Below are 19,987 nucleotides of genomic sequence, written 5' to 3' on the forward strand. Positions count from 1 at the left end.
GTAAATTAAATTTTTCCTTCTTGTATTAATATTTTGGTTTTTAAAATGGCAGCAACGCTGATGCTGTCTGTAATTTCGCCAGCCATAACCATTTGATAGGCCTGCTCAAAAGGTAACTTTTTAACAATTAGTTCTTCCGTTTCTTCTGGAGATGACTGCCCGGGCGTTAAGCCTTGGGCAATATAGATAATTGCTAATTCATCACTAACAGAATTAGATAAGTACATGCGTTGTATCTCTGTGAATTTGATGGCGGTCAGTCCGGTTTCTTCAGAGAGTTCTCTTTTCGCACTTTCCAGTGGCTCGTCGTTTAACGGTCCACCACCCTCTACAATCTCCCAGCTGTAGCTTTTTGTCGGGAAACGATACTGACCAACCAGCCAGGTATTCAATTCTTCATCTAAGGGTAAAATGCCAATGGCGATGTTTTTGAAATGCACTTCTCCGTAAATTCCATGGCCTCCAGCCGGATTTAAAACTTGATGTTCGGTTAGTTTTATCCAGTTGTTATTGTAAATCTCTTTGCTTTCTAAAACCTTCCAAGGGTTATGCTCGCTCATGGCTGCAAGATACGAATTATAAGATTACACTAATGTATCGTAAGTTTTCAGTTGCTAATTACGTGTTTTATGTTGCATGCAAGTACACACCCTACAACCCAAAATAGCAGTATTGTTTTTGCCGTCTAAACCTGATATTAGCGAACACGGATCCCGATTTTTCATCGGGAGGAGTAAAGCGGTTAGCAGGACTAACTTTAATTGACCGTAGAGATTTGCTTTTCGGAAAAAATTAAGGCTTTGGTGCCGGCGGAATTTCGACCTTGTTGGTTTTGATTTTTGTAAAACGATAGTTTAAGCTAAAACTTACGTTGTTACTGTTATTAGTAGAAAAATTTTGCGAAACGAAATTTACACCTTGGTTAAAAGAAGTGTTGTTTCTGCGTCCGAAAGGGTCGTTGGTACTTATACGTGCCGAAAGCGTATTTTTGAAAAAGCTTTTACGAGCGCCGAAACTGCTGGTTATAGAACCTTTATTACGACCTTGGGCGGTAATGTTATTGGCGTAATTTAAGTTAGATTCAAACGCAGTTTTTAATGGCAATTGCATAGAAAAGCCAAGCGAACCACGTAAACTTAAACCTGTTCTGTTTAACGAAGAATTTAAGCTGGAAGAATAATTGTTTTGGATAACGCTAAAATTTCCGTTTGTAGATATCTTATTAGTTGGGCGGTAGTTACCGATAAGCATTAGGGCAAGGGCATTGTTAGTGCCTACGTTGCTAAAGGTACGCTCAGAAATTCCGTTAGGTTTTACAATGCGATACTGCTCGATTACGCCTTTGCTGGTGGAATAGGAAACACGTGGTGTAAAAGACCATTTCTGACCAAAAACGCCAAAGCTTAATCCCATTTGATGCGTGTAAGCTGGGTTTAAATCTGGGTTTCCGTACGAGATATTTAATGTGTCTGAGTTATTAACCTGCGGGTTTAATGCGTTTTCTCTAGGTCTGTTAATACGGATGCTATAAGTTGCGCCAAAATTGTACCTCTTTTTAAAAAATCTGTTAATAGAAATATTTGGGAAAAGGCTGAAATAAGGTTTTACGTTATAGCTTTCGCCGGTAGAGAGGTCGAAGTTTACATCGGTATATTCTGTTCTTAAGCCAGTTTTTAAGCCCCAGCCATCTTTTCGGTAATTGTAAGAAGCATAGGCCGATAAAATATTTTCGTTATAAAAGAACTTATTGCTTAACCGCTGATTGGTAATAAATTCTTCTGTTTGGTAGTTAAAATTTTGCACCAATAAATCGTTGTTGTTTTTGCGGTAGTTATAAGCCACGCCAAACTCTAACTGATCTCGTTTTTTAAAAACAGGTTTATCATAATCTAGCGTAAAATTAATACCGTCGTTATCTGTTTGGTTATTGTTTTGCTGTAAGGTTGGACTTAAGTTAGTAGGGAAAATAAACATCCTGTCGTAAGAGCGGAGGTCGTTGTTGGTGTTAGTATTTAGGGTAAACCCTAAACTTAATTTACCACCACTGGTATCTGTTTTTAAATTATAATCTGCGTTAAATACAAAGTTATTGCTATTACCGTCTCCAAAGTTTTTTTGGTTACGTAACCTTGTTTCTATATAATCCTCGTTTAAGTAATAAAAATTGTTGCCAGATAGATTATCGTTTTTATTAATGTTGTAATTGGTAGAAAGTCGCAAGCTCTGTTTTTCGGTAATATCCCAATCAAAACCCACTCTAAAATTACCACCATTGCTGTTGTTATCGTAATTGTTAAACTGATTTAGGTAAAAGGTAGTGTCTGGCAAAAAGTTGGTTCTATAACTTTCGCTATCGCCACGATTAATGTTATATCTGTACCCTGCACTGCCATTAATGTTATAGTTTTTGCCTTTGTAAGAAGCATTGGCGTTAGCGTTTTTGTTGCCTTGTACACCAGCTGTTATTCCTAAATTTCCATTAAAGCCAACTTTAAAGCCTTTTTTCATTACAATGTTTAAAATCCCTTCGCCATCGCCAGAATATTTTGATGGAGGATTTGTCATTACTTCTATCTTCTCAATAGCATCTGAGGGCAATACGTTTAGCAGGTCGGCAATGTTCGAGGTCATATAGTCCGATGGTTTTCCATCAATAAAAACCCTGGTACTTCTTTTTCCGGTTATGGTGGCATTACCATCAATATCAACCTGTACCATTGGTACATTTTTTAACAGATCGGTCGCTGTACTGCCTTCTGCTAAAATTGAAGAGCCCACGTTATAGGTAATTACATCGGCACCAAATTCTATTACCGGTTTTTGGGCGGTAATTACAACTTCGTTCAAGTTGCTTTGCTCGCTTGCTAATTTTAAGTTGCCTAGGTTTTTATCGCTGTCTTTTTCTGTTAAAAGAATATCGTTAACAAATAAATTGGTAAAGCCAACGTAGCTAACACGAACCTTATAAGTGCCGTTTTTAAGATTGCTGAATTTAAAAAAACCATTCTCGTCTGTCTGAATGGTTTGTAGCGGTTGCTCGGAGTTTGCTTCGAAAAGTGCAACGCCTGCGAAAGGAATAGCTAAAGCTCCAACTTCTTCAACAACCTTTCCTCTAATAACACCCTTTTCGGCAGAGCCGATACCAAAAGTGGTTAAGCTTAAAATGCTTAGGGCTATAAAGAGGAGGGCGTGTTTTTTCAAGTTGGAGCTAAATTAATATGTTAAAAAGATTCTTCTTCTGGACGACTGCCTTCTTCAGATTTTTTAGGTGTTTTCTTGAAGCTAAAATCGTTTTTACCAAAACGGTAAGAGAACGTTAAGTTGGCTTGGGTTCCGCCCCATAAGCGACTAAAATCTACGATTGAAGTTTCGCCAATGGTTTGCATCTCCCACTTTCTGCTAGCAAAAATATCTCTTACGTTTAAGCTCAAGCTCGCTTTTTTGCTGATGTCGTATTTTGCACCACCATCTACACCAAACATCGCCTTTCTAATACCCTGTGCCATTACTTCTCTAGATCTGTAATCGCCTCTAACTTGTAAAGTTATCCCGTAAGGTAGAGTAAAGTTGTTGGTTAAGTTAGCGTTGTAGCTAAAACCAGCGTTTTCTACAATACCAAATTCTGGTACACCTTTAATTTTGCTTTGGTATAAGTTAACGTTGGCTGTAAAATTCCATTTTTTAACCAAGTCGAATTTACCAATTAACTCCACACCGCTAGAGATGTTGTTGGTTAGGTTTTGTGGCGTAGTAATCGTAATACCATTTGCATCTGGTTCGGTTCTTAATCTTTGGATTACGTCATTCGTTTTACGTAAATACAATGACGAGATTAAAGAGAACTTAGTGAAAAACTTGCTGTAGCTCAACTCAAAAGCATGCACATCTTCTGGTTGTAAGTTTGGATTACCCTGACGATAGTTTAACGGATCGGAAACATCTAAGAATGGATTGGTATCCCAACCACGCGGACGATTTACCCTACGGCTATAACTAGCTTGTAACTGTTGCTCGTTTTTAAGTTTTTGCGTTAAAAACACACTCGGATAAATTCTAGTATAAGCAACTTTTCCTGGAGTGTAAGCAATGTTCGAGTTGATATCATAAGCGCCCATGCTCGTATTTAAGGTAGCATCTTCACCTCTTAAACCTAACTGATAGCCAAAGTTTTTAATCTGATTTTGGTAGTTCACATATACTGCATGTACTTGGTCTTTACTGTTAAAATCGTTACTTAACGCGTAGTTAAAATCATAATCGCCATTAACCGGGCTTAACTGATCGGCATAAGTTAAACTCTCCGAATTACGGATTTGAGTGCGGTATCCAGCCTCTAATTTGCCATTAGCACCCAAAGGACGTGTATAATCTATTTGTGCAGTGTAGTTTTTATTATAGCTATCGCGATCTGTACGCTGAATATCTAAATCGTCAACAGCATTTCCGTTTAGATTGAAAATGTTGGTGTTATAGATTTGATAATTATCGTTGGTTCCCTCAGAGAAACTGAAGTTAGCTGTAATTTCTTCCTTCGGATTTTTAAATTTCTGAGAGAAATCCAAGTTCAAATCATAACTCTTATTGTCTTGTGTTTCGTTATTGGTTCTTCTGCTTAAAGACAATGGATTGAAAGCAACGCCTAACTGATTTATATTCAATAACTCGTTTTCATCGCCTGTTCTGTAGTTTAAACCTGCAGAAAATGTAACCACTGTTTTCTCTGCCAAATAGTAATCTAAACCAGCTTTTAAGTTGTGTCCGTCATTCAAATCTCTCGATTCGTTGTTTTGGTTGGCGAAACCTAATCCGCCAGCAGATGGATTTAAATAAGTAATGTTATTATACCCACGACCAATTCTGTAACCATAACGGTAACTGTAGTTACCAAAAATATTTACTTTGCTGTTCTGGAAACTTAAGCTGGTGTTAGCGTTATAGTTTTCTCTATTTCCGGCAGTTAAAGCTAAAGAGCCGTTAAAACCTAATTTTTTATTCTTCTTTAAAACAATGTTGATGATACCAGACTGGCCTTCAGCATCGTATTTGGCAGATGGGTTGGTAATTAACTCTACACTTTCAATTGAACTTGCAGGGATGGATTGCAGGATTTGCGCCACGTTTCCGCCGGCAATTAAAGATGGTTTTCCATCTATTAAAACCCTAACGCCCGATGAGCCACGTAAGCTTACGTTACCTTCCATATCTGTTTGTACAGATGGTACGTTTTGCAAAAGATCGGTAGCAGAACCACCCTCGCTCACCAAACTCTGGTCAACCGAGAAAACCTTTTTATCAATTCCTAATTGCATAGTAGGTTTTGCAGCTGTAATGGTTACTTCTTGTAAAAGATTTCCTTTGGCAGTTTTCATTTTAATGCTACCAAAATTAACTTCTTTTACTGCATCGCTAATGCTAACAGAATCTCTTACCATGGTTTGGAAACCAACGTAACTCGCTTTAAAAGTGTAAACGCCTTTAGGAAGGTTGTTAATCGTAAATTTTCCATCTAAATCGGTTTGAACTATCTTAACGGTTGCTTTTGTTTTTCTGTCCAATACCAATGCAGATGCATAAGGAATGGTCTCGTTTGTTTGTCCGTCTACTATGGTTCCGGTTATTTTTCCAACTCCGGTAGTTTGTGCGTAAATTTTTACAGTTGTAATACAAATTGCTAGTGCTAATAATAGAACTTTGCGGGTAAGGTGTCTCATCTAAATCTTGATTTCGTTTCGTGTGTTTTCCTAAAAGGAAGACAAAGGTCGGATTTGAAGGTTTAAATAAAGAGGCGTAACTATTTTATTACAGCTATTTTATGCTTAATTACGGTAATATTTTTGATAACGAAGGTTTAACTTACAGCAACTACCGCGAATTGGTTGATAATCTATTAGTGGCAGGCAAAACAACTGGTCCGGATGATAGCGATGCCATGTTGCATTACACCAAAATGAATGTGGCCAGAATGAACAGGGTTGATAAAACCACGGTTCTAACGGACGAGATTTTAGAAACAGTGGCTAATATTTCTGGCAAATACCACTTTTTGGTAATTACCGAAGGTTGGTGTGGCGACGCTGCTCAAATTGTGCCTATTATTAATAAATTGGTTTCGGTTGCGCCGGATAAATTTGATTTGAAATTGGTACTTAGAGATGGAAATTTGCCACTAATTGATGCGCATTTAACTAATAATGGTCGTGCAATTCCAGTTCTATTAATTTTAGACGAAAACAAAGAATTGGCTTTGCCAAAATGGGGTCCGCGACCAGCAGTTTTACAAACTTTACTAGCCGACTGGAAAAAGGAAAACAGCGATATGATGCTAATTGCAGAACAGTTGCACAGTTGGTACGCTAAGGATAAAACCTTGACTACCCAAAAAGAATTGGTAGCGCTGTTAAAGCAGTTAAAATAATTCAATGTTTTAAATTCACCTTTTTTAGCGGCTTGCATGATAGGAGGATTGTTTGAAACTTTGATGTCCGAAAACAATCTGTATTTATCTTTGTGCATCTCTGGCCAAACCATTAAGGCAAAACAGGATTTGAATTAGGCCTGAATACAATCTGCTACTAGAATGTAACGATCAATAGCTTCACAAGAAACAATCCGTGTTTATCTGTGGTCAAACCATTGAGGCAAAACAGGATTTGAATTAGGCCTGAATACAATCTGCTACTAGAATGTAACGACCAATAGCTTCACAAGAAACAATCTGTGTGCATCTGTGGTAAAGAAAAATGCAAAAGATTGTAATTAGTTATAAATAAAATCGGCTAATCTACAGAAACCGTTAATCCCTCTTGCTGTAAAATTTTGCGGTAAACTTCCATTTCCGTAAAAGAACCTTCAAGAACGGCACATTTACCTTTGTTGTGCACTTCCCAAGCTATTTTTTCGCCCTGTGCCTCACTGTAATCCAAATATTGCATCATGCACCAAATCACATGTTCAAAGGTATTTACATCATCATTCCACAAAATTAAACGATGAACTGTTTTTAAAGAGGTAAGGATTTCTTCCAGTGTAAATGTTTCTTCTTTGGTTTCTGTAGCCATGGTGCAAAAATAACGAATTAGATTTGAGTTTTAAGGCACTAGATTTGAGATAGTAAACATTTAATCGCACATCTTTCTAAATTCTTACATTTGTTAATCAAACCAATTGCTATGCAAAGTTCAAAAATCGCCGGAATCGGTTATTACGTTCCTAAAAATGTGTACACAAATAACGACTTATCTCGTTTTATGGATACCAACGATGAGTGGATTCAGGAACGTACAGGTATAAAAGAACGTCGCTTTGCAGATAGACTTGGAGAAACCACTACCACGATGGGTGTAGAGGCTGCAAAAATCGCAATTGAAAGAGCCGGGATAACCGCCCAAGATGTAGATTTTATCATCTTTGCTACGTTAAGTCCGGATTATTACTTTCCAGGATGTGGGGTTTTGTTGCAAAGGGAAATGAAAATGGGCGAGATTGGCGCATTGGATATTCGTAACCAATGTTCTGGTTTTGTTTATGCTTTATCCATAGCCGATCAGTTTATTAAAACCGGCATGTATAAAAACATTTTGGTGGTAGGGAGCGAAAAACATTCTTTTGCTATGGATTTCGAAACCAGAAGCAGGAATGTTTCTGTAATTTTTGGCGATGGGGCAGGTGCGGTAGTGTTGCAGCCCACTAAAAAAGAAGGTCAGGGAATTTTAAGTACGCACTTGCACAGCGATGGTGCCGATGCCGAGATACTAGCCATGTTTTATCCGGGTGCACATGCCAATAAATGGATGCCCGAAAAACCAGGTTACCCAGAACAAGAGCTTGGCGGTTTATTTATGACGACCGAACAGTTGGAAAGTGGAGCGGCTTTGCCCTACATGGATGGACCTGCGGTATTTAAAAAAGCGGTTGTTAAATTTCCAGAGGTGATAAAAGAAGCATTGGCGGCTAATAATTTACAACCTGAAGATATCGATTTGCTCGTGCCACATCAGGCTAATTTAAGAATCAGCCAATATGTACAGCAATTGTTAAAACTACCAGACGATAAGGTGTTTAATAACATTCAAAAATATGGGAATACAACTGCTGCTTCAGTGCCAATAGCACTTTGCGAGGCTTGGGAAGCTGGCAAAATAAAAGAAGGCGACTTGGTTTGCCTTGCCGCATTCGGCTCTGGATTTACTTGGGCCAGTGCTTTAATAAGATGGTAATGGAGTTTTACGTTGGACGTTATAAGTTTTACGTTTTTAAATTGAAAACGTAGACGCCCAACTATCTAACTAATAATGTCTAACTACTAAATACTATATACTAACTACTTAATAATTTTATGTTCAAACTAGGTGATTTTGTTCGTTTTGTAGACGAGAAAAGAGAAGGATATGTAACCCGAATTATCGATGCGCAAACTTTTGGCGTTACCGATACCGATGGTTTCGAGATTCCGGTGGTGGCGAGCAATCTTACGCATGTTCATGGTCATCAAGCATCAAATGCTAATATTAATCCTACGGCTACAATTGTAGTTGATGAAGAATTTAAAGAAAATGGCGTTTTCTTGGCAGTTGCCGAAGATAGCAAGGCGAGTGCAGTTGCGCATTTTACGCTAATAAACAGAAGTTCTTATCAGCTTTTGCTAAGCTTAAAAACTGATAAAAAAGGACTTTACAAAGGCGAATTTGCAAGTGCAGTACAGCCAAAAACTAGTACGCAATTGTATAGTGCAAATTTGGGCGATTTAGATAATTGGCCAGAGTTTGTGTTTCAAATCCTTTATTTTACCAGCGGAAATTTAAAACCTGTAGCGCCGTTAAGCATTACTAAAAAGTTCAGATCGAAGGATTTTAATGGTGCAAAAAGCCAAATTGCAGAAATCAATAAATACGGTTGGCTCATTCAGTTAGATGAACCTGCACCCATTATAGATGCACAAAAATTAAAAGAAAGTTTCTTTAAAGGCGAAACTGAAAAACCTAAAGTGTTAAAGCCAGCAAAGGAAATCGATTTGCATATCGAAAAATTAAGAGACGATTGTCAGTTTCTATCCCAATCAGAAATTATCGATATACAACTGGCTTCGTTTCAGCAAATGCTCGATGCAGCAATTGTTCATCAAATGCCTTCCATTGTTTTTATCCACGGTGTGGGAAATGGAACTTTAAGGCACCATATCCACAAAACAATTAGCAAGCATCCGCAAGTAAGAACATTTATGGATGCCCGCAAAGAAAAATTTGGTTTCGGTGCTACCGAAGTAGTTTTTAAAAACTAGGTCAAAGGCGCACCAACAGCCACCTCGCATTTATGGCCAGGCTGACCATGGGCTGGGTTTAGTTTCTGACCCTTTGCATTAGTAGTAGCAACGGGTGCTGAGCTAGGTGCACTAGTGGTAGTTGTAACTGTAGGGCTAGATGTTGTGCTAACATTTGTTTGTACAGGTTTAGAATCTAAAGGTGCACCAACAGCAATTTCGCATTTGTGGCCTGGTTGCCCATGTGGCGGATTTAATTTTTGGCCTTTTTCATTTACCGTAGGTGTGCTAGAGGTCGGAACTGGTGCACTTACCGTTTGGTTGGGTGCAGGTTGTGGTGTTGGAGTAATTGCTTGTGTAGGTGCAGCATTTAACGGAGCACCTACGGCCAAATCACAACGGTGACCAGGTTTGCCATGCTCAGGATTTAGCAATAAGCTGCCATCGCTTGCTGTTGTGCCTGCATTTGCGCTTGTTGTACTAGCAGTGTTTTGCAAACCACTTAGGCCAGTGGGCGTTGCGCTGTAATTTGTTTCATTCTTTTCTTTTTTATTATTACTGCAAGAAGCCAATACGGCAAGAGACAAGATGTAGATAATTCTTTTCATGTGATTATTTATTTAAGCGCTAGCAAAACTTTGCGCTATTCTGTTCAATTGTTTAAGATGGTGTTTTAAATGTATTTCTATAAACCTTAACCATTGTTTGGCATTTAAGTAGCCCAGCCTTGGGTGTTTGGTTTTTATTTTCGGGTTTGCTTTAGCAATGTTAGGTAAGGCTTGCGCCAATTGTAATTCAAAATCTAGAATGAATTGCTGTGCAGCCATAAAATTAATCTTTTTAACACGACTAGCCATCCTTTTAGGTACAATAAACTTTTTACCCGGCGGTAAACTGCCAAAAAACAGAATTGCCTTAACCACTAGAGCTGTAGATTTTCTTTCGCCATCTCCTTTTATGCAATTATTTAAGGCCATTAACGAGAGCAAGCTCGCATCAAAAATATGAGCGTATACCTCGCTGTAACTCCAGCCTCCAATAGGTGGCGTAATTGTAAAATCTGCTTCGGTAAAACCTGCAAGTTTTTCTTTGTAGGCATTTACAGTTTTTACAATTGATTTGTTTACAGATGCAATACTCATTCTTCTAATTTAAAAATTATCGGCTAGAAATGGTTAATCAGTTCTTTTAAACTGTTAATCTCCCAAGTGACGTCTTCTGGTTTAGCCACTTTAAGCGGGTTGAAAAATATGGCCTTCATTCCAAAATTTTGCGCACCTCTAATGTCAGCTTCTAAACTGTCACCTATCATAATGCTTTCATGTATTTGTGCATCAGCTTTGCTTAAGGCGTGTGCAAAAATTGCTTTATCAGGTTTGTTAACGCCTACATCTTCAGAAATAAATACATTTTTAAAATAAGGATTTAATCCCGATAGGTGCATTTTAGTTAAAGTAGTTTCTTTAAAACCATTGCTAATAATGTGCAAATGATATTTTTCTTGCAAGTAAGCGAGCACTTCTGTAGCACCATCAAACAAATTCGTTTTCGTCGGACTAATACTTACATAATCATCTTCAAATTGGGCGGGAACTTTCTCTGGCTCAATACCGAGTTCGATAAAGGTTTTTTTAAATCTTTCGGCCCTAAGTTCGGCTTTAGAAATTTGGCCCAAATGGTATTGCGTCCATAACTGATGGTTGTGCGCAGTGTAGGTGCTAATAAAATCGTCGCAAGAATGTAGGCCAAGTTCGCGTAGGTTATAATTTCCGTAAAGTTCGGTAAGCGTTTCATGCGCATTGCGATCAAAATCCCAAATGGTATGATCTAGGTCGAAGAAAATGTGTTTTAAATTTTGCAAATGGTCTGATTTTTTGTCTTGTAACAATTGCTAAGTTCGGCAAGATTTTTAAAACTCTTGTTTAGCACTTGTCATTTATTTATTAAGCATGTAGCAACGGTATCTTGATGCTGAATTGATTTTAGTAGCAACCTTTAAATAAACCTATATTAAGCTTGCATCGAAGTCCAACCTTGCTTTGTTGCCACATTTTTAAATATAAATCGAAACTTTTGCTTCTAATTCCTGTATCAGTTCTTCATCCATGTATTGATAATCATCTGGAATATCTAAAACGATCAGTTCTTTATCGCTAAGCATGTCATTAAAGTTTTGTCTAATTTTTTGACGATGTCCTTTTTCCATAACGAAAATTAAATCTGCCCATAAAATATGCTTGGCATTCACTTTAACTCTAGCCGAAGGCGATGTTCCGGCCGATTTCACCTGATGATCTGGATGATCTTTGAAAATGGTTTCTGCTGTAAAACTTCTCCATTTATTTCTACTACATACAAAAAGAATGTTCATTAAATTTACTGTTTTGCGCCATAAGCCAAATCTCCGGCATCGCCTAAACCCGGTACAATGTAACTTTTGCTGGTCATTTCATCATCAATAGCGCCCAACCATAAATCTGCTTTCGGCAAGTTTGCCACCACATGTTTAACGCCCTCTGTACTGGCAATGGCAGCCACGATATGCAGTTTTTTTATTTTGTAAGTATTAATCAATTCCTTTGCACAAAGCACCATGCTTAGACCCGTTGCTAGCATTGGATCGGCCAGAATAACGGTTTTGCCCTCTAAATCTGGCGCAGAAATATGCTCCATTTGTATTACGAAATCGCCGTTTTTTTTGGTTTTACGATAAGCGGTTATAAAAGCCGCATCAGCTTTGTCGAAAATACTGAGTAAACCATGTTGCATAGGTATACCCGCTCTAAGAATAGTTGCAATTACCGGCTGTTCTACTAACAACTTACATTTTGCAATGCCAAGCGGAGTTTGAACATCAGCTTCGCTATAACTTAGTTTCTTGCTAATCTCATGCGCAAAATAAGCACCCAAACGTTCTAGGTTTTTGCGAAAACGCATGGCGTCTTTTTGCACCAGCTCGTCCCTCATTTCGGCAACAAAGGTATTGGCAATGGCGGTTGTTTTGCTTAGGTCGAAGATCATAAACTAAATATAAGAAAAAGATGCAATGCTTAACTATGCTTTTTAACGCGATAGTGTAAGCGATTGTTTTTTGCGAAGCGCAAAAAAAGCAATACTGTTCATTTTCTTTCCGGGTTTAGATTATATGCTTCAAAGCTCGATGTAAGGTATTGCTAAGTATCATTAATTTACTAAATTATTGATCGCCTTGGCCGGGACGCGACAAAGAAACATTCCAATGTTGGCTTCCTCGCCAATGCGCAATTTGATGGTACGATGGATTTGCGACATCCGGAGCTAAAGGCAATGCTACGCAACTATGCATGTTTTGCTGCAATGCCGTTAAAACTAAACCCGGTGGTAGCGGCATACCCCGATTTTTCATCGGGGATAAAGCGGACAACGGGACAAGTTTGCCATTAACTTGCGGTGTTCATTTTCAAATCAATTCTAAATGCTATAGTCGTTAATGCATTGGTTCTTTTTTTATTTCCATAAAATCCATAAACTTCTCGCGTTTATCATTGTTGTCCAATCTTTAAGTTTATACCTTTTTGCTTTGCGCATTATCTTTTATCTTTACCTACGATGAAGTTTAAACTAATATCTGATTACAAACCTACAGGCGACCAGCCTAATGCCATAAAACAACTGGTGCAGGGTGTAAACGCCGAAGAAAACTACCAAACGCTTTTAGGGGTTACCGGTTCTGGAAAAACTTTTACGGTAGCCAATGTTATTGAGCAAACGCAAAAGCCAACGCTAATCCTAAGCCATAACAAAACTCTGGCAGCGCAGTTATATGGCGAGTTTAAGCAGTTTTTTCCGGAAAATGCAGTTAACTACTTTGTTTCTTACTACGATTATTACCAGCCGGAGGCTTACATGCCAACGACAAATACCTATATAGAAAAAGATTTAAGCATTAACGAAGAGATAGAAAAACTTCGTTTGAGAACTACTTCGGCATTAATGTCTGGTAGGCGAGATGTAATTGTGGTTTCTTCCATTTCCTGCATTTACGGTATGGGAAATCCCGAAGATTTTTCGAGATCGGTTTTCCGCTTTGCGGTTGGAACAAGAATTAGTAGAAATTCTTTTTTGCATAGTTTGGTTGAAATTTTATACGCCAGAACCATAAACGATTTTAAACGTGGAACTTTTCGCGTAAAAGGAGATACGGTAGATATTTTTCCGGCTTATTTAGATAATGCCTATCGGATTTCTTTTTTTGGAGATGATATTGAAGAACTTTCCATCATTGATCCGATAACGGCTAAAACTATAGAAAAGGTAGAGGATATGGCGGTTTATCCGGCAAATCTTTTTGTAACGCCGAAAGAAAAATTCAACTCTTCTATTTGGGGCATTCAAGAAGAATTGGAGCTAAGAAAAAATCAGCTGTTAAACGATAAGCAGTTATTGGAGGCAAAGCGTTTGGAAGAAAGGGTAAACTTTGATATCGAAATGATGAAGGAGTTGGGCTACTGTTCGGGTATCGAGAACTATTCGAGGTTTTTCGATGGTCGTTCGCCTGGTATGCGCCCCTTCTGTTTGCTCGATTATTTTCCAGACGATTATTTAATGGTGATAGACGAAAGCCACGTTACCGTTCCGCAAATTAGGGCAATGTATGGTGGCGACCGCTCGCGTAAAATGAGTTTGGTAGAGTATGGCTTCCGCTTGCCTTCTGCTTTAGATAACAGACCTTTAAATTTCGATGAATTTGAGCGCCTAGCGCCCCAAACTATTTACGTTAGTGCAACGCCGGCAGATTACGAACTGGAAAAAACAGATGGTGTGGTAATTGAGCAGGTAATTAGGCCTACGGGTTTGTTAGATCCAATAATAGAGGTTAGGCCAGCAATAAACCAGGTTGATGATTTGCTGGACGAAATTGACAAAACCATAAAAATGGGCGATAGAGTTTTGGTAACAACTTTAACCAAACGTATGGCTGAGGAGCTAACAAAATACATGGATCGTTTGAACATTAAATGTCGCTACATCCACTCAGAAGTTAAAACTTTAGAGCGAGTAGAAATTTTGCGTGGTTTGCGTTTGGGCGAGTTTGATGTTTTGGTAGGAATTAACCTTTTGCGTGAAGGCTTAGATTTGCCAGAGGTGAGTTTAGTAGCAATTTTAGATGCAGATAAAGAAGGCTTTTTGCGTTCAGACAGAGCGCTGATACAAACTATCGGTCGTGCAGCCCGTAACGATAGGGGTAGAGTTATCATGTATGCAGATGATATGACCGAATCTATGGAACGTACTATTGATGAAACCAATAGGCGAAGAGAAAAACAAATTGCCTATAACTTGGAACATGGCATTACGCCAAAAACAGTGGGCAAAACCCGCGAAGAGATTATAGAGCAAAGCTCGGTGCTAGATTTTAGCGAAAGTAGTGCACGTAAAAAGGCTTATGTAGAAATTGATGAGGTTAGTATAGCTGCAGATCCGGTTGTACAATATATGACCAAGCCAGAAATGCAAAAAGCCATAGACAAAACGCGTAAGGAAATGCAGAAAGCAGCTAAGGAGATGGATTTCTTAATGGCAGCCAGAATGCGTGATGAGATGTTTGCGTTAGAAAAAGTATTTGCAGAAAGATTCGAAAAATAATAAATTTCAGTCTCAGCTTATCTAAGACTCTAATATTAAAACAATGCGTTACCAATTATTCCTTTTCCTAATTTTAATTTCCTTAACAAAATTAGCTTTTGCGCAGGGCGATAAATCCATTTTATTGCCATTGGCAGGAAATGCCTATGCAAGCGGTGGCGCCGAAAAAACGGTAACAGAAAATGGTATAGAAAACTGGAAGGATAACAAAACTTCGTACAAGGCCTATGTTAGGTTAGCTAAAACGGGTACCCTTACTCTAAAAATAAAAGAAGCGAGTAAAATTGTGGGCGACAATCTAATAAGTTTCGGTATTAATAAACGCGTAAAAATATTAAAGCTGGCACAGGGTGATGATTATACGAAGGCATTGGGCGAATGGGAAATTACCGACACCGGATATGTGGCCATCGAAATTAAGGGACTAAGTGCATCTTCTGGTCAATTCCCCAATATCACTAGTTTGCAACTTGGTGGTACGGCAATTAATGATAAAACTTCTTACGTTAAAAATAACGAGGGTAACTTTTTTTATTGGGGCAGAAGAGGTCCATCTGTACATTTGAACTACGAAATTCCGAAGGATGTAGAAGCAGAATGGTTTTATAATGAAATTACTGTTCCAACTGGCGAAGATGTTGTTGGCTCAGACTATATGGCAAACGGTTTTGCAGAAGGCTATTTCGGTATTCAGGTTAACTCTGCTACAGAGCGAAGGATTTTATTTTCTGTTTGGAGCCCCTTTACTACAGATGATCCAAAAAGCATTCCCGAAAGCGATAAGATAAAGTTGTTGAAGAAAGGAACAGATGTTTACACAGGGGAGTTTGGCAACGAAGGTTCGGGAGGCCAAAGCTATTTGAAATATAATTGGAAAGCGGGAAATACCTATAAGTTTTTGCTTCATGCTAAGCCCGGAACTCCAAGTTTAAAGCCTGAAAAAGCTGACGGAACAGTGGATGTTGTTTACACTCAAGATAGTACCACAACCTACACAGCGTACTTTTTTGCGCCAGAATTGAATCAATGGAAGTTGATTGCCTCTTTTAAAAGGCCTAAAACGCAGACTTATATTAAAAGGCCTCATTCCTTTTTAGAGAATTTTATCCCCGAAATGGGAGATAAAAAGAGAAAGGTTCTGTTTGGCAACCAATGGATTTGCGATAGCAAAGGAAATTGGACGGAATTAGACAAAGCTAGCTTTACGATTGACAATACTGGGCGAGTAAATTACAGGAAAGATTATGCAGGCGGTTTAGATGGTAAAAATTTCTTTCTACAGAATTGCGGTTTTTTCAACAATTTTACGCCAGCCAAATCGGTATTTACAAAGCCAAAAACTAACAATAAACCAATAATAGATTTTAGAAAATTAAATTAGCTATTCCATTCTTTATCCTTTTAGGAGAGAGATGCCGAAGGCAAAGAGAGGTATGCAAGGACAAAACAGAGCGGATATTTATCCCGGATTAGAAGTGGGAATTATTTTAAAGAAAGACCAGAGAAACGGAACAGTTACTTATGGTATCGTTGAGAAACTGTTAACCTCATCGGCTTATCATTCTAGAGGGATAAAAGTACGCTTGGATGATGGGCAAGTTGGTAGGGTTTGCGAGATTGTAGAAGAGGATTAATAATAAAATAAACACTAAAAACTTCATTTATAATAGCTTAATTTAGTTCATTCGAGTTAGTTTAAATGAAACAAATACTTGGTCTAATTGTAATTAGAATGCAATTATCTTTTTAAAAAGTAACAAAAAGTTAATTGGCTCGTCTATATTTGTGTTAATTAAAATATAAAAATGCCTTACTTTTTAAAATTCCTCATTATCTCTATTTTGGTTTTTTGGGCTATTAGAGCGTTAATCAGGCTTATTTTTCCGGTTATGCTTAAAAAAGCATTTAGCAATATGCAAAACCAAACCGGCGGTCAGCAATACCAGCACCAACAACAAAGATCTTCAAAACCTGAAGGTTCGATTTCTATAGATTACATGCCTAAAAAAGAGAAAAAAGGCAATGCCGATAAATTGGGCGATTTCGTAGACTATGAGGAGGTGAAATAGGTATTTAGTAATTAGATATTAGTATTTAGAGCTTGAACATTTGATACTTAATATTATCCCAAACTTTCTAATACTAAGTACTAACATCCAATAGCTATTTCATTTAAATCTATCGTTTGGTGTCCTCAACTGCCGAAACAAATTTCTCACGCTGATTTTGCAGACCTTTCTTGTTTTCTAAACTGCCGATCCTCGCTGAACTCAATCTGTGTACATCAGCGTATCTTTAGATCTTCGCATATCTGTTAGAAAACAATCAATATTACCTCTTAATAAATCAATCTCCTATATCCTTCATACTAAACACTAAAACTCGAAAAATTTTCTATTTTTGGGCTCAGATTAATTTTAATACAGCCTAAATGAACAATTGGTTTAATAAAAATGGCATTCACGTAGCCATCGTTGCAATATTTGTAGTTATTTGTTTCGTGTATTTCAGTCCTGTTTTGCAGGGTAAAGCACCGGCTCAGAGTGATGTTATTCAGTCTAAAGCCATGCAAAAAGAAATCATGGAGTACAAAGAGAAAGATGGCAAAGGCCCACTTTGGACTAACCAAATGTTCGGTGGTATGCCTGCTTACCAAATCTGGGTACAATATGCCAATAACGGTGCTACTTACGGAATTGCCCTAATTACAAAGGCTTTGCCACAACCCGTAGGCACGGTTCTTTTACTGCTAGTGGGCTCTTACTTTTTGTTCATCGTTTTACGAATTAACCCTTGGTTGGCGGCTGCGGGTGCTATTGCATTTTCATTTACCACCTATAATTTTGTGCTCATAGCAACAGGGCATAGCAATAAAGCGTTGGCAATCGGTTTTTTTGCACCAATTATTGCAGGTATAATTTTAACCTTAAGAGGTAAACTGTTGTTAGGCGCAAGTTTAACGGCCCTGTTTTTAGCTTTAGAAATCAGGTCTAACCACATTCAAATGACCTACTACCTGTTTATTTGTATCCTTATTTTTATGGGGATAGAACTTTATCAGGCTTATAAAAATAAAACACTGCCGGCTTTGGGCAAAGCTGTTGCTTATCTGGCAGGCGCTGCGGTTTTAGCTTTGATGGTAAATGCAAGTTTACTATGGACAACCTCAGAATATGCTGGCGAAACCAATAGGGGTAAATCAAACCTAACAAACGACCAAGGCAAAAAAGAGGGCATGACAAAAGATTATGCTTACAATTGGAGCCAAGGTGTTGGAGAGAGTTTTACATTCTTAATCCCAGACCTATATGGAGGTGCAACCAGTATTGATGAGTTAGTTAAGCCAGAAAGTAATATGTATAAAGCTGTTGCTAGTGTAACTGGTGGCGATCCTGAACAAACTATACAGGCAATTCAAAGCTTGGGCTCACAGTTAAATATGCAACAGTATTGGGGCGAAAAACCTGGAACTTCTGGCGGTTATTATTTTGGAGCAATTGTATGTTTCCTTTTTGTGTTCGGCTTATTCATCGTTCGTAGTCGTTTAAAATGGTGGATTTTAGCTACAACAGTACTTTTCGTGCTATTGTCATTCGGTAAGAACTTTCCGTTTGTATCAGACTTATTTTATAACTATTTCCCACTTTACAATAAATTTAGAGCAGTAGAATCTATTTTAGCCGTTGTAGGTTTAATGGTTCCGCTTTTAGCATTCTTAGCCGTTAAAGAGGCGCAAGAAGGTAACATCGACCAAAAAGTTTTAATTAAAAAATTAACCTGGTCGGCGGGCATAACAGGTGGTTTTTCTTTGTTGGTGGCCATTTTGCCAACTGTATTTTTCAGTTTCAAAACTTCAAACCACAGCGATATAGTTCAGGCTTTAACGCAAAGTGTAGGAAACGATGCAACTATTGCACAAAAAATTGCCAATGCATTAATTAAAGATCGCGTTGCTATTGCAAGAGAAGACGCTATTCGCTCATTCCTATTTATTTTAGTTGCTTTTGGTATCGTTTGGGCATTCATCACCAAAAAACTAAACATGCAATTAGCATTTGGTTTGTTGGCTTTAGCCGTGCTGATAGATATGTGGCAAGTAGATCGTCGTTATTTAAACAACAAAAACTTCGAGAGTAAATCTACGTTGGCAAACTACTTCCAGCCAAGAGATGTAGACACTTTTATTACATCAGACAAAGATCCGAACTTTAGAGTTTACGATCAGACCGTAAATACTTTTAGCGATGCTAGCGTAACTTCTTTCCATAAAACTATTGGTGGCTACCACGCAGCAAAGCTGAAAAGATTTGATGAGTTAATTCAAAATCAATTCGGACAGAGCGTTAATCAAGATGTGTTGGATATGCTTAACGCTAAATATTTCATCACCAGAGATCCTCAAAATGGTTCTTACAAAATGCAACGTAACGCAACCGCTTTAGGTAACGCATGGCTGGTTAAAGGTGTCGCTTTTGTTAAAAATGCAGACGAGGAAATGAAAGCCATTAGCAGCTTCGACCCGAAATTGGAAGTGGTGGTTGACGAGCGTTACAAAAGCGCAATTGATACCACACGCTTAGGTGCCGATCCATCTGCCTTTATTAAAATGGAAAGCTATCACCCAGACCATATTACTTATAGTTACAGTGCGCCAAGAGATGTAATTGCGGTTTTCTCTGAAATTTATTACGACAAAGGTTGGAATATGTACATCGACGGTAAAGAGAAACCGTACTTTAGAGGAAACTATGTGTTAAGAGCGGCGCAATTAGAAGCTGGTAACCACAAAGTGGAATTTAAATTCGAACCTACATCTTATTACACTGGAGAGAAAATCTCATTAGCAGGTTCTATATTATTAGTACTTTTCTTAGGCTTAGGTTTTTATACAGATAATAAACAAAAAACAAAACCAGCTAAAGTTTAGCAATAACCAAGATCTTTTAACCATCCCGTAAGGTAAAACTTGCGGGATTTTTTGTTTTAGTTGAAAAATAACCAAACGGGAGTGCTGAATAATGACTTCGTTTTTTTGGTTGAGCCATAGCAGTAAAATCTTAGGTTCTATTTTAAAATCGACGTTGGCTGGTACAGTTTGCAGTATTC

The 19,987-nt window shown here is 38.1% G+C and carries 18 protein-coding genes; 8 read left to right on the top strand and 10 right to left on the bottom strand.

Features of this window, described 5'->3' with window-relative positions:
• Window positions 1-5 precede the first annotated feature (5 nt).
• From DUT69_RS03115 to DUT69_RS03125, 3 genes are all read right to left on the bottom strand, one after another.
• A complete protein-coding gene (locus DUT69_RS03115; RefSeq protein ID WP_113651668.1) occupies window positions 6-560 on the bottom strand; it encodes an NUDIX domain-containing protein in 555 nt (184 codons plus the stop codon).
• Between the two features lie 232 nt (window positions 561-792).
• Entirely contained in the window at window positions 793-3,201 is a 2,409-nt protein-coding gene (locus tag DUT69_RS03120) for an outer membrane beta-barrel protein (RefSeq protein WP_113651669.1), read from the bottom strand.
• Window positions 3,202-3,221: 20 nt separating this feature from the next.
• Window positions 3,222-5,711 carry a TonB-dependent receptor domain-containing protein gene (locus tag DUT69_RS03125; protein ID WP_113651670.1) on the bottom strand — a complete coding sequence of 830 codons (2,490 nt, stop codon included), beginning with the start codon at window positions 5,709-5,711 and terminating at the stop codon, window positions 3,222-3,224.
• A 101-nt stretch (window positions 5,712-5,812) separates the two neighbouring features.
• On the opposite strand from DUT69_RS03125, the gene DUT69_RS03130 reads away from it, so the two are divergent.
• Window positions 5,813-6,415, top strand: coding sequence for a thioredoxin family protein (locus DUT69_RS03130; protein WP_113651671.1), 603 nt, complete (start codon window positions 5,813-5,815; stop codon window positions 6,413-6,415).
• Between the two features lie 361 nt (window positions 6,416-6,776).
• Here DUT69_RS03130 and DUT69_RS03135 read toward each other — a convergent pair whose 3' ends face one another.
• Window positions 6,777-7,058 carry an ATP-dependent Clp protease adaptor ClpS gene (locus tag DUT69_RS03135; protein WP_113651672.1) on the bottom strand — a complete coding sequence of 94 codons (282 nt, stop codon included), beginning with the start codon at window positions 7,056-7,058 and terminating at the stop codon, window positions 6,777-6,779.
• 111 nt (window positions 7,059-7,169) lie between these two features.
• On the opposite strand from DUT69_RS03135, the gene DUT69_RS03140 reads away from it, so the two are divergent.
• A complete protein-coding gene (locus tag DUT69_RS03140) occupies window positions 7,170-8,216 on the top strand; it encodes a 3-oxoacyl-ACP synthase III family protein (RefSeq protein ID WP_113651673.1) in 1,047 nt (348 codons plus the stop codon).
• A 119-nt stretch (window positions 8,217-8,335) separates the two neighbouring features.
• Window positions 8,336-9,277 carry a Smr/MutS family protein gene (locus DUT69_RS03145; RefSeq protein ID WP_113651674.1) on the top strand — a complete coding sequence of 314 codons (942 nt, stop codon included), beginning with the start codon at window positions 8,336-8,338 and terminating at the stop codon, window positions 9,275-9,277.
• Here the strand turns inward: DUT69_RS03145 and DUT69_RS03150 are convergent.
• The 6 genes from DUT69_RS03150 to DUT69_RS03175 form a co-directional block, all read right to left on the bottom strand.
• Window positions 9,274-9,864: a superantigen-like protein SSL4 gene (locus DUT69_RS03150; RefSeq protein ID WP_113651675.1), complete on the bottom strand. Its 591-nt coding sequence runs from the start codon at window positions 9,862-9,864 to the stop codon at window positions 9,274-9,276. The genes DUT69_RS03145 and DUT69_RS03150 overlap by 4 nt on opposite strands.
• Window positions 9,865-9,876: 12 nt before the next feature.
• Window positions 9,877-10,398, bottom strand: a complete 522-nt coding sequence (locus tag DUT69_RS03155) for a DinB family protein (protein WP_113651676.1) — start codon at window positions 10,396-10,398, stop codon at window positions 9,877-9,879.
• Between the two features lie 23 nt (window positions 10,399-10,421).
• Window positions 10,422-11,117 (bottom strand): YjjG family noncanonical pyrimidine nucleotidase, encoded by a 696-nt coding sequence (locus tag DUT69_RS03160; protein ID WP_113652467.1) that lies wholly within the window; start codon window positions 11,115-11,117, stop codon window positions 10,422-10,424.
• Between the two features lie 192 nt (window positions 11,118-11,309).
• Window positions 11,310-11,627, bottom strand: coding sequence for a low molecular weight protein tyrosine phosphatase family protein (locus DUT69_RS03165; RefSeq protein ID WP_113651677.1), 318 nt, complete (start codon window positions 11,625-11,627; stop codon window positions 11,310-11,312).
• Window positions 11,628-11,632: 5 nt separating this feature from the next.
• On the bottom strand, window positions 11,633-12,277 hold the full coding sequence (gene upp / locus DUT69_RS03170; RefSeq protein ID WP_113651678.1) for a uracil phosphoribosyltransferase: 645 nt from the start codon (window positions 12,275-12,277) through the stop codon (window positions 11,633-11,635).
• 175 nt (window positions 12,278-12,452) lie between these two features.
• The gene (locus DUT69_RS03175; RefSeq protein WP_162796158.1) at window positions 12,453-12,626 is read right to left on the bottom strand and encodes a hypothetical protein; all 174 of its coding nucleotides are present in this window, start codon (window positions 12,624-12,626) and stop codon (window positions 12,453-12,455) included.
• 218 nt (window positions 12,627-12,844) lie between these two features.
• Here DUT69_RS03175 and uvrB point away from each other — a divergent pair, with 218 nt between their 5' ends.
• The 5 genes from uvrB to DUT69_RS03200 all read left to right on the top strand — a co-directional run bounded on the left by uvrB (window position 12,845) and on the right by DUT69_RS03200 (window position 19,808).
• Entirely contained in the window at window positions 12,845-14,881 is a 2,037-nt protein-coding gene (gene uvrB / locus DUT69_RS03180) for an excinuclease ABC subunit UvrB (protein WP_113651680.1), read from the top strand.
• Window positions 14,882-14,924: 43 nt separating this feature from the next.
• On the top strand, window positions 14,925-16,262 hold the full coding sequence (locus DUT69_RS03185; protein WP_113651681.1) for a DUF3472 domain-containing protein: 1,338 nt from the start codon (window positions 14,925-14,927) through the stop codon (window positions 16,260-16,262).
• Window positions 16,263-16,314: 52 nt separating this feature from the next.
• Entirely contained in the window at window positions 16,315-16,515 is a 201-nt protein-coding gene (locus DUT69_RS03190; protein WP_113652468.1) for a YwbE family protein, read from the top strand.
• 171 nt (window positions 16,516-16,686) lie between these two features.
• A complete protein-coding gene (locus DUT69_RS03195; RefSeq protein WP_113651682.1) occupies window positions 16,687-16,950 on the top strand; it encodes a DUF4834 family protein in 264 nt (87 codons plus the stop codon).
• Window positions 16,951-17,312: 362 nt separating this feature from the next.
• Window positions 17,313-19,808, top strand: coding sequence for a YfhO family protein (locus DUT69_RS03200; RefSeq protein WP_113651683.1), 2,496 nt, complete (start codon window positions 17,313-17,315; stop codon window positions 19,806-19,808).
• Window positions 19,809-19,987 lie beyond the last annotated feature (179 nt).

It is taken from the genome of Pedobacter namyangjuensis, assembly GCF_003313325.1.
GTDB lineage: Bacteria > Bacteroidota > Bacteroidia > Sphingobacteriales > Sphingobacteriaceae > Pedobacter > Pedobacter namyangjuensis.

Bases quoted from the DNA above. Each gene is read 5' to 3' on its own strand.
- DUT69_RS03115 (WP_113651668.1), bottom strand. From the start codon at position 560: ATGAGCGAGCATAACCCTTGGAAGGTTTTAGAAAGCAAAGAGATTTAC.
- DUT69_RS03125 (WP_113651670.1), bottom strand. From the start codon at position 5,711: ATGAGACACCTTACCCGCAAAGTTCTATTATTAGCACTAGCAATTTGT.
- DUT69_RS03130 (WP_113651671.1), top strand. From the start codon at position 5,813: ATGCTTAATTACGGTAATATTTTTGATAACGAAGGTTTAACTTACAGC.
- DUT69_RS03135 (WP_113651672.1), bottom strand. From the start codon at position 7,058: ATGGCTACAGAAACCAAAGAAGAAACATTTACACTGGAAGAAATCCTT.
- DUT69_RS03140 (WP_113651673.1), top strand. From the start codon at position 7,170: ATGCAAAGTTCAAAAATCGCCGGAATCGGTTATTACGTTCCTAAAAAT.
- DUT69_RS03145 (WP_113651674.1), top strand. From the start codon at position 8,336: ATGTTCAAACTAGGTGATTTTGTTCGTTTTGTAGACGAGAAAAGAGAA.
- DUT69_RS03150 (WP_113651675.1), bottom strand. From the start codon at position 9,864: ATGAAAAGAATTATCTACATCTTGTCTCTTGCCGTATTGGCTTCTTGC.
- DUT69_RS03155 (WP_113651676.1), bottom strand. From the start codon at position 10,398: ATGAGTATTGCATCTGTAAACAAATCAATTGTAAAAACTGTAAATGCC.
- DUT69_RS03165 (WP_113651677.1), bottom strand. From the start codon at position 11,627: ATGAACATTCTTTTTGTATGTAGTAGAAATAAATGGAGAAGTTTTACA.
- upp (WP_113651678.1), bottom strand. From the start codon at position 12,277: ATGATCTTCGACCTAAGCAAAACAACCGCCATTGCCAATACCTTTGTT.
- DUT69_RS03175 (WP_162796158.1), bottom strand. From the start codon at position 12,626: ATGCCGCTACCACCGGGTTTAGTTTTAACGGCATTGCAGCAAAACATG.
- uvrB (WP_113651680.1), top strand. From the start codon at position 12,845: ATGAAGTTTAAACTAATATCTGATTACAAACCTACAGGCGACCAGCCT.
- DUT69_RS03185 (WP_113651681.1), top strand. From the start codon at position 14,925: ATGCGTTACCAATTATTCCTTTTCCTAATTTTAATTTCCTTAACAAAA.
- DUT69_RS03190 (WP_113652468.1), top strand. From the start codon at position 16,315: ATGCAAGGACAAAACAGAGCGGATATTTATCCCGGATTAGAAGTGGGA.
- DUT69_RS03195 (WP_113651682.1), top strand. From the start codon at position 16,687: ATGCCTTACTTTTTAAAATTCCTCATTATCTCTATTTTGGTTTTTTGG.
- DUT69_RS03200 (WP_113651683.1), top strand. From the start codon at position 17,313: ATGAACAATTGGTTTAATAAAAATGGCATTCACGTAGCCATCGTTGCA.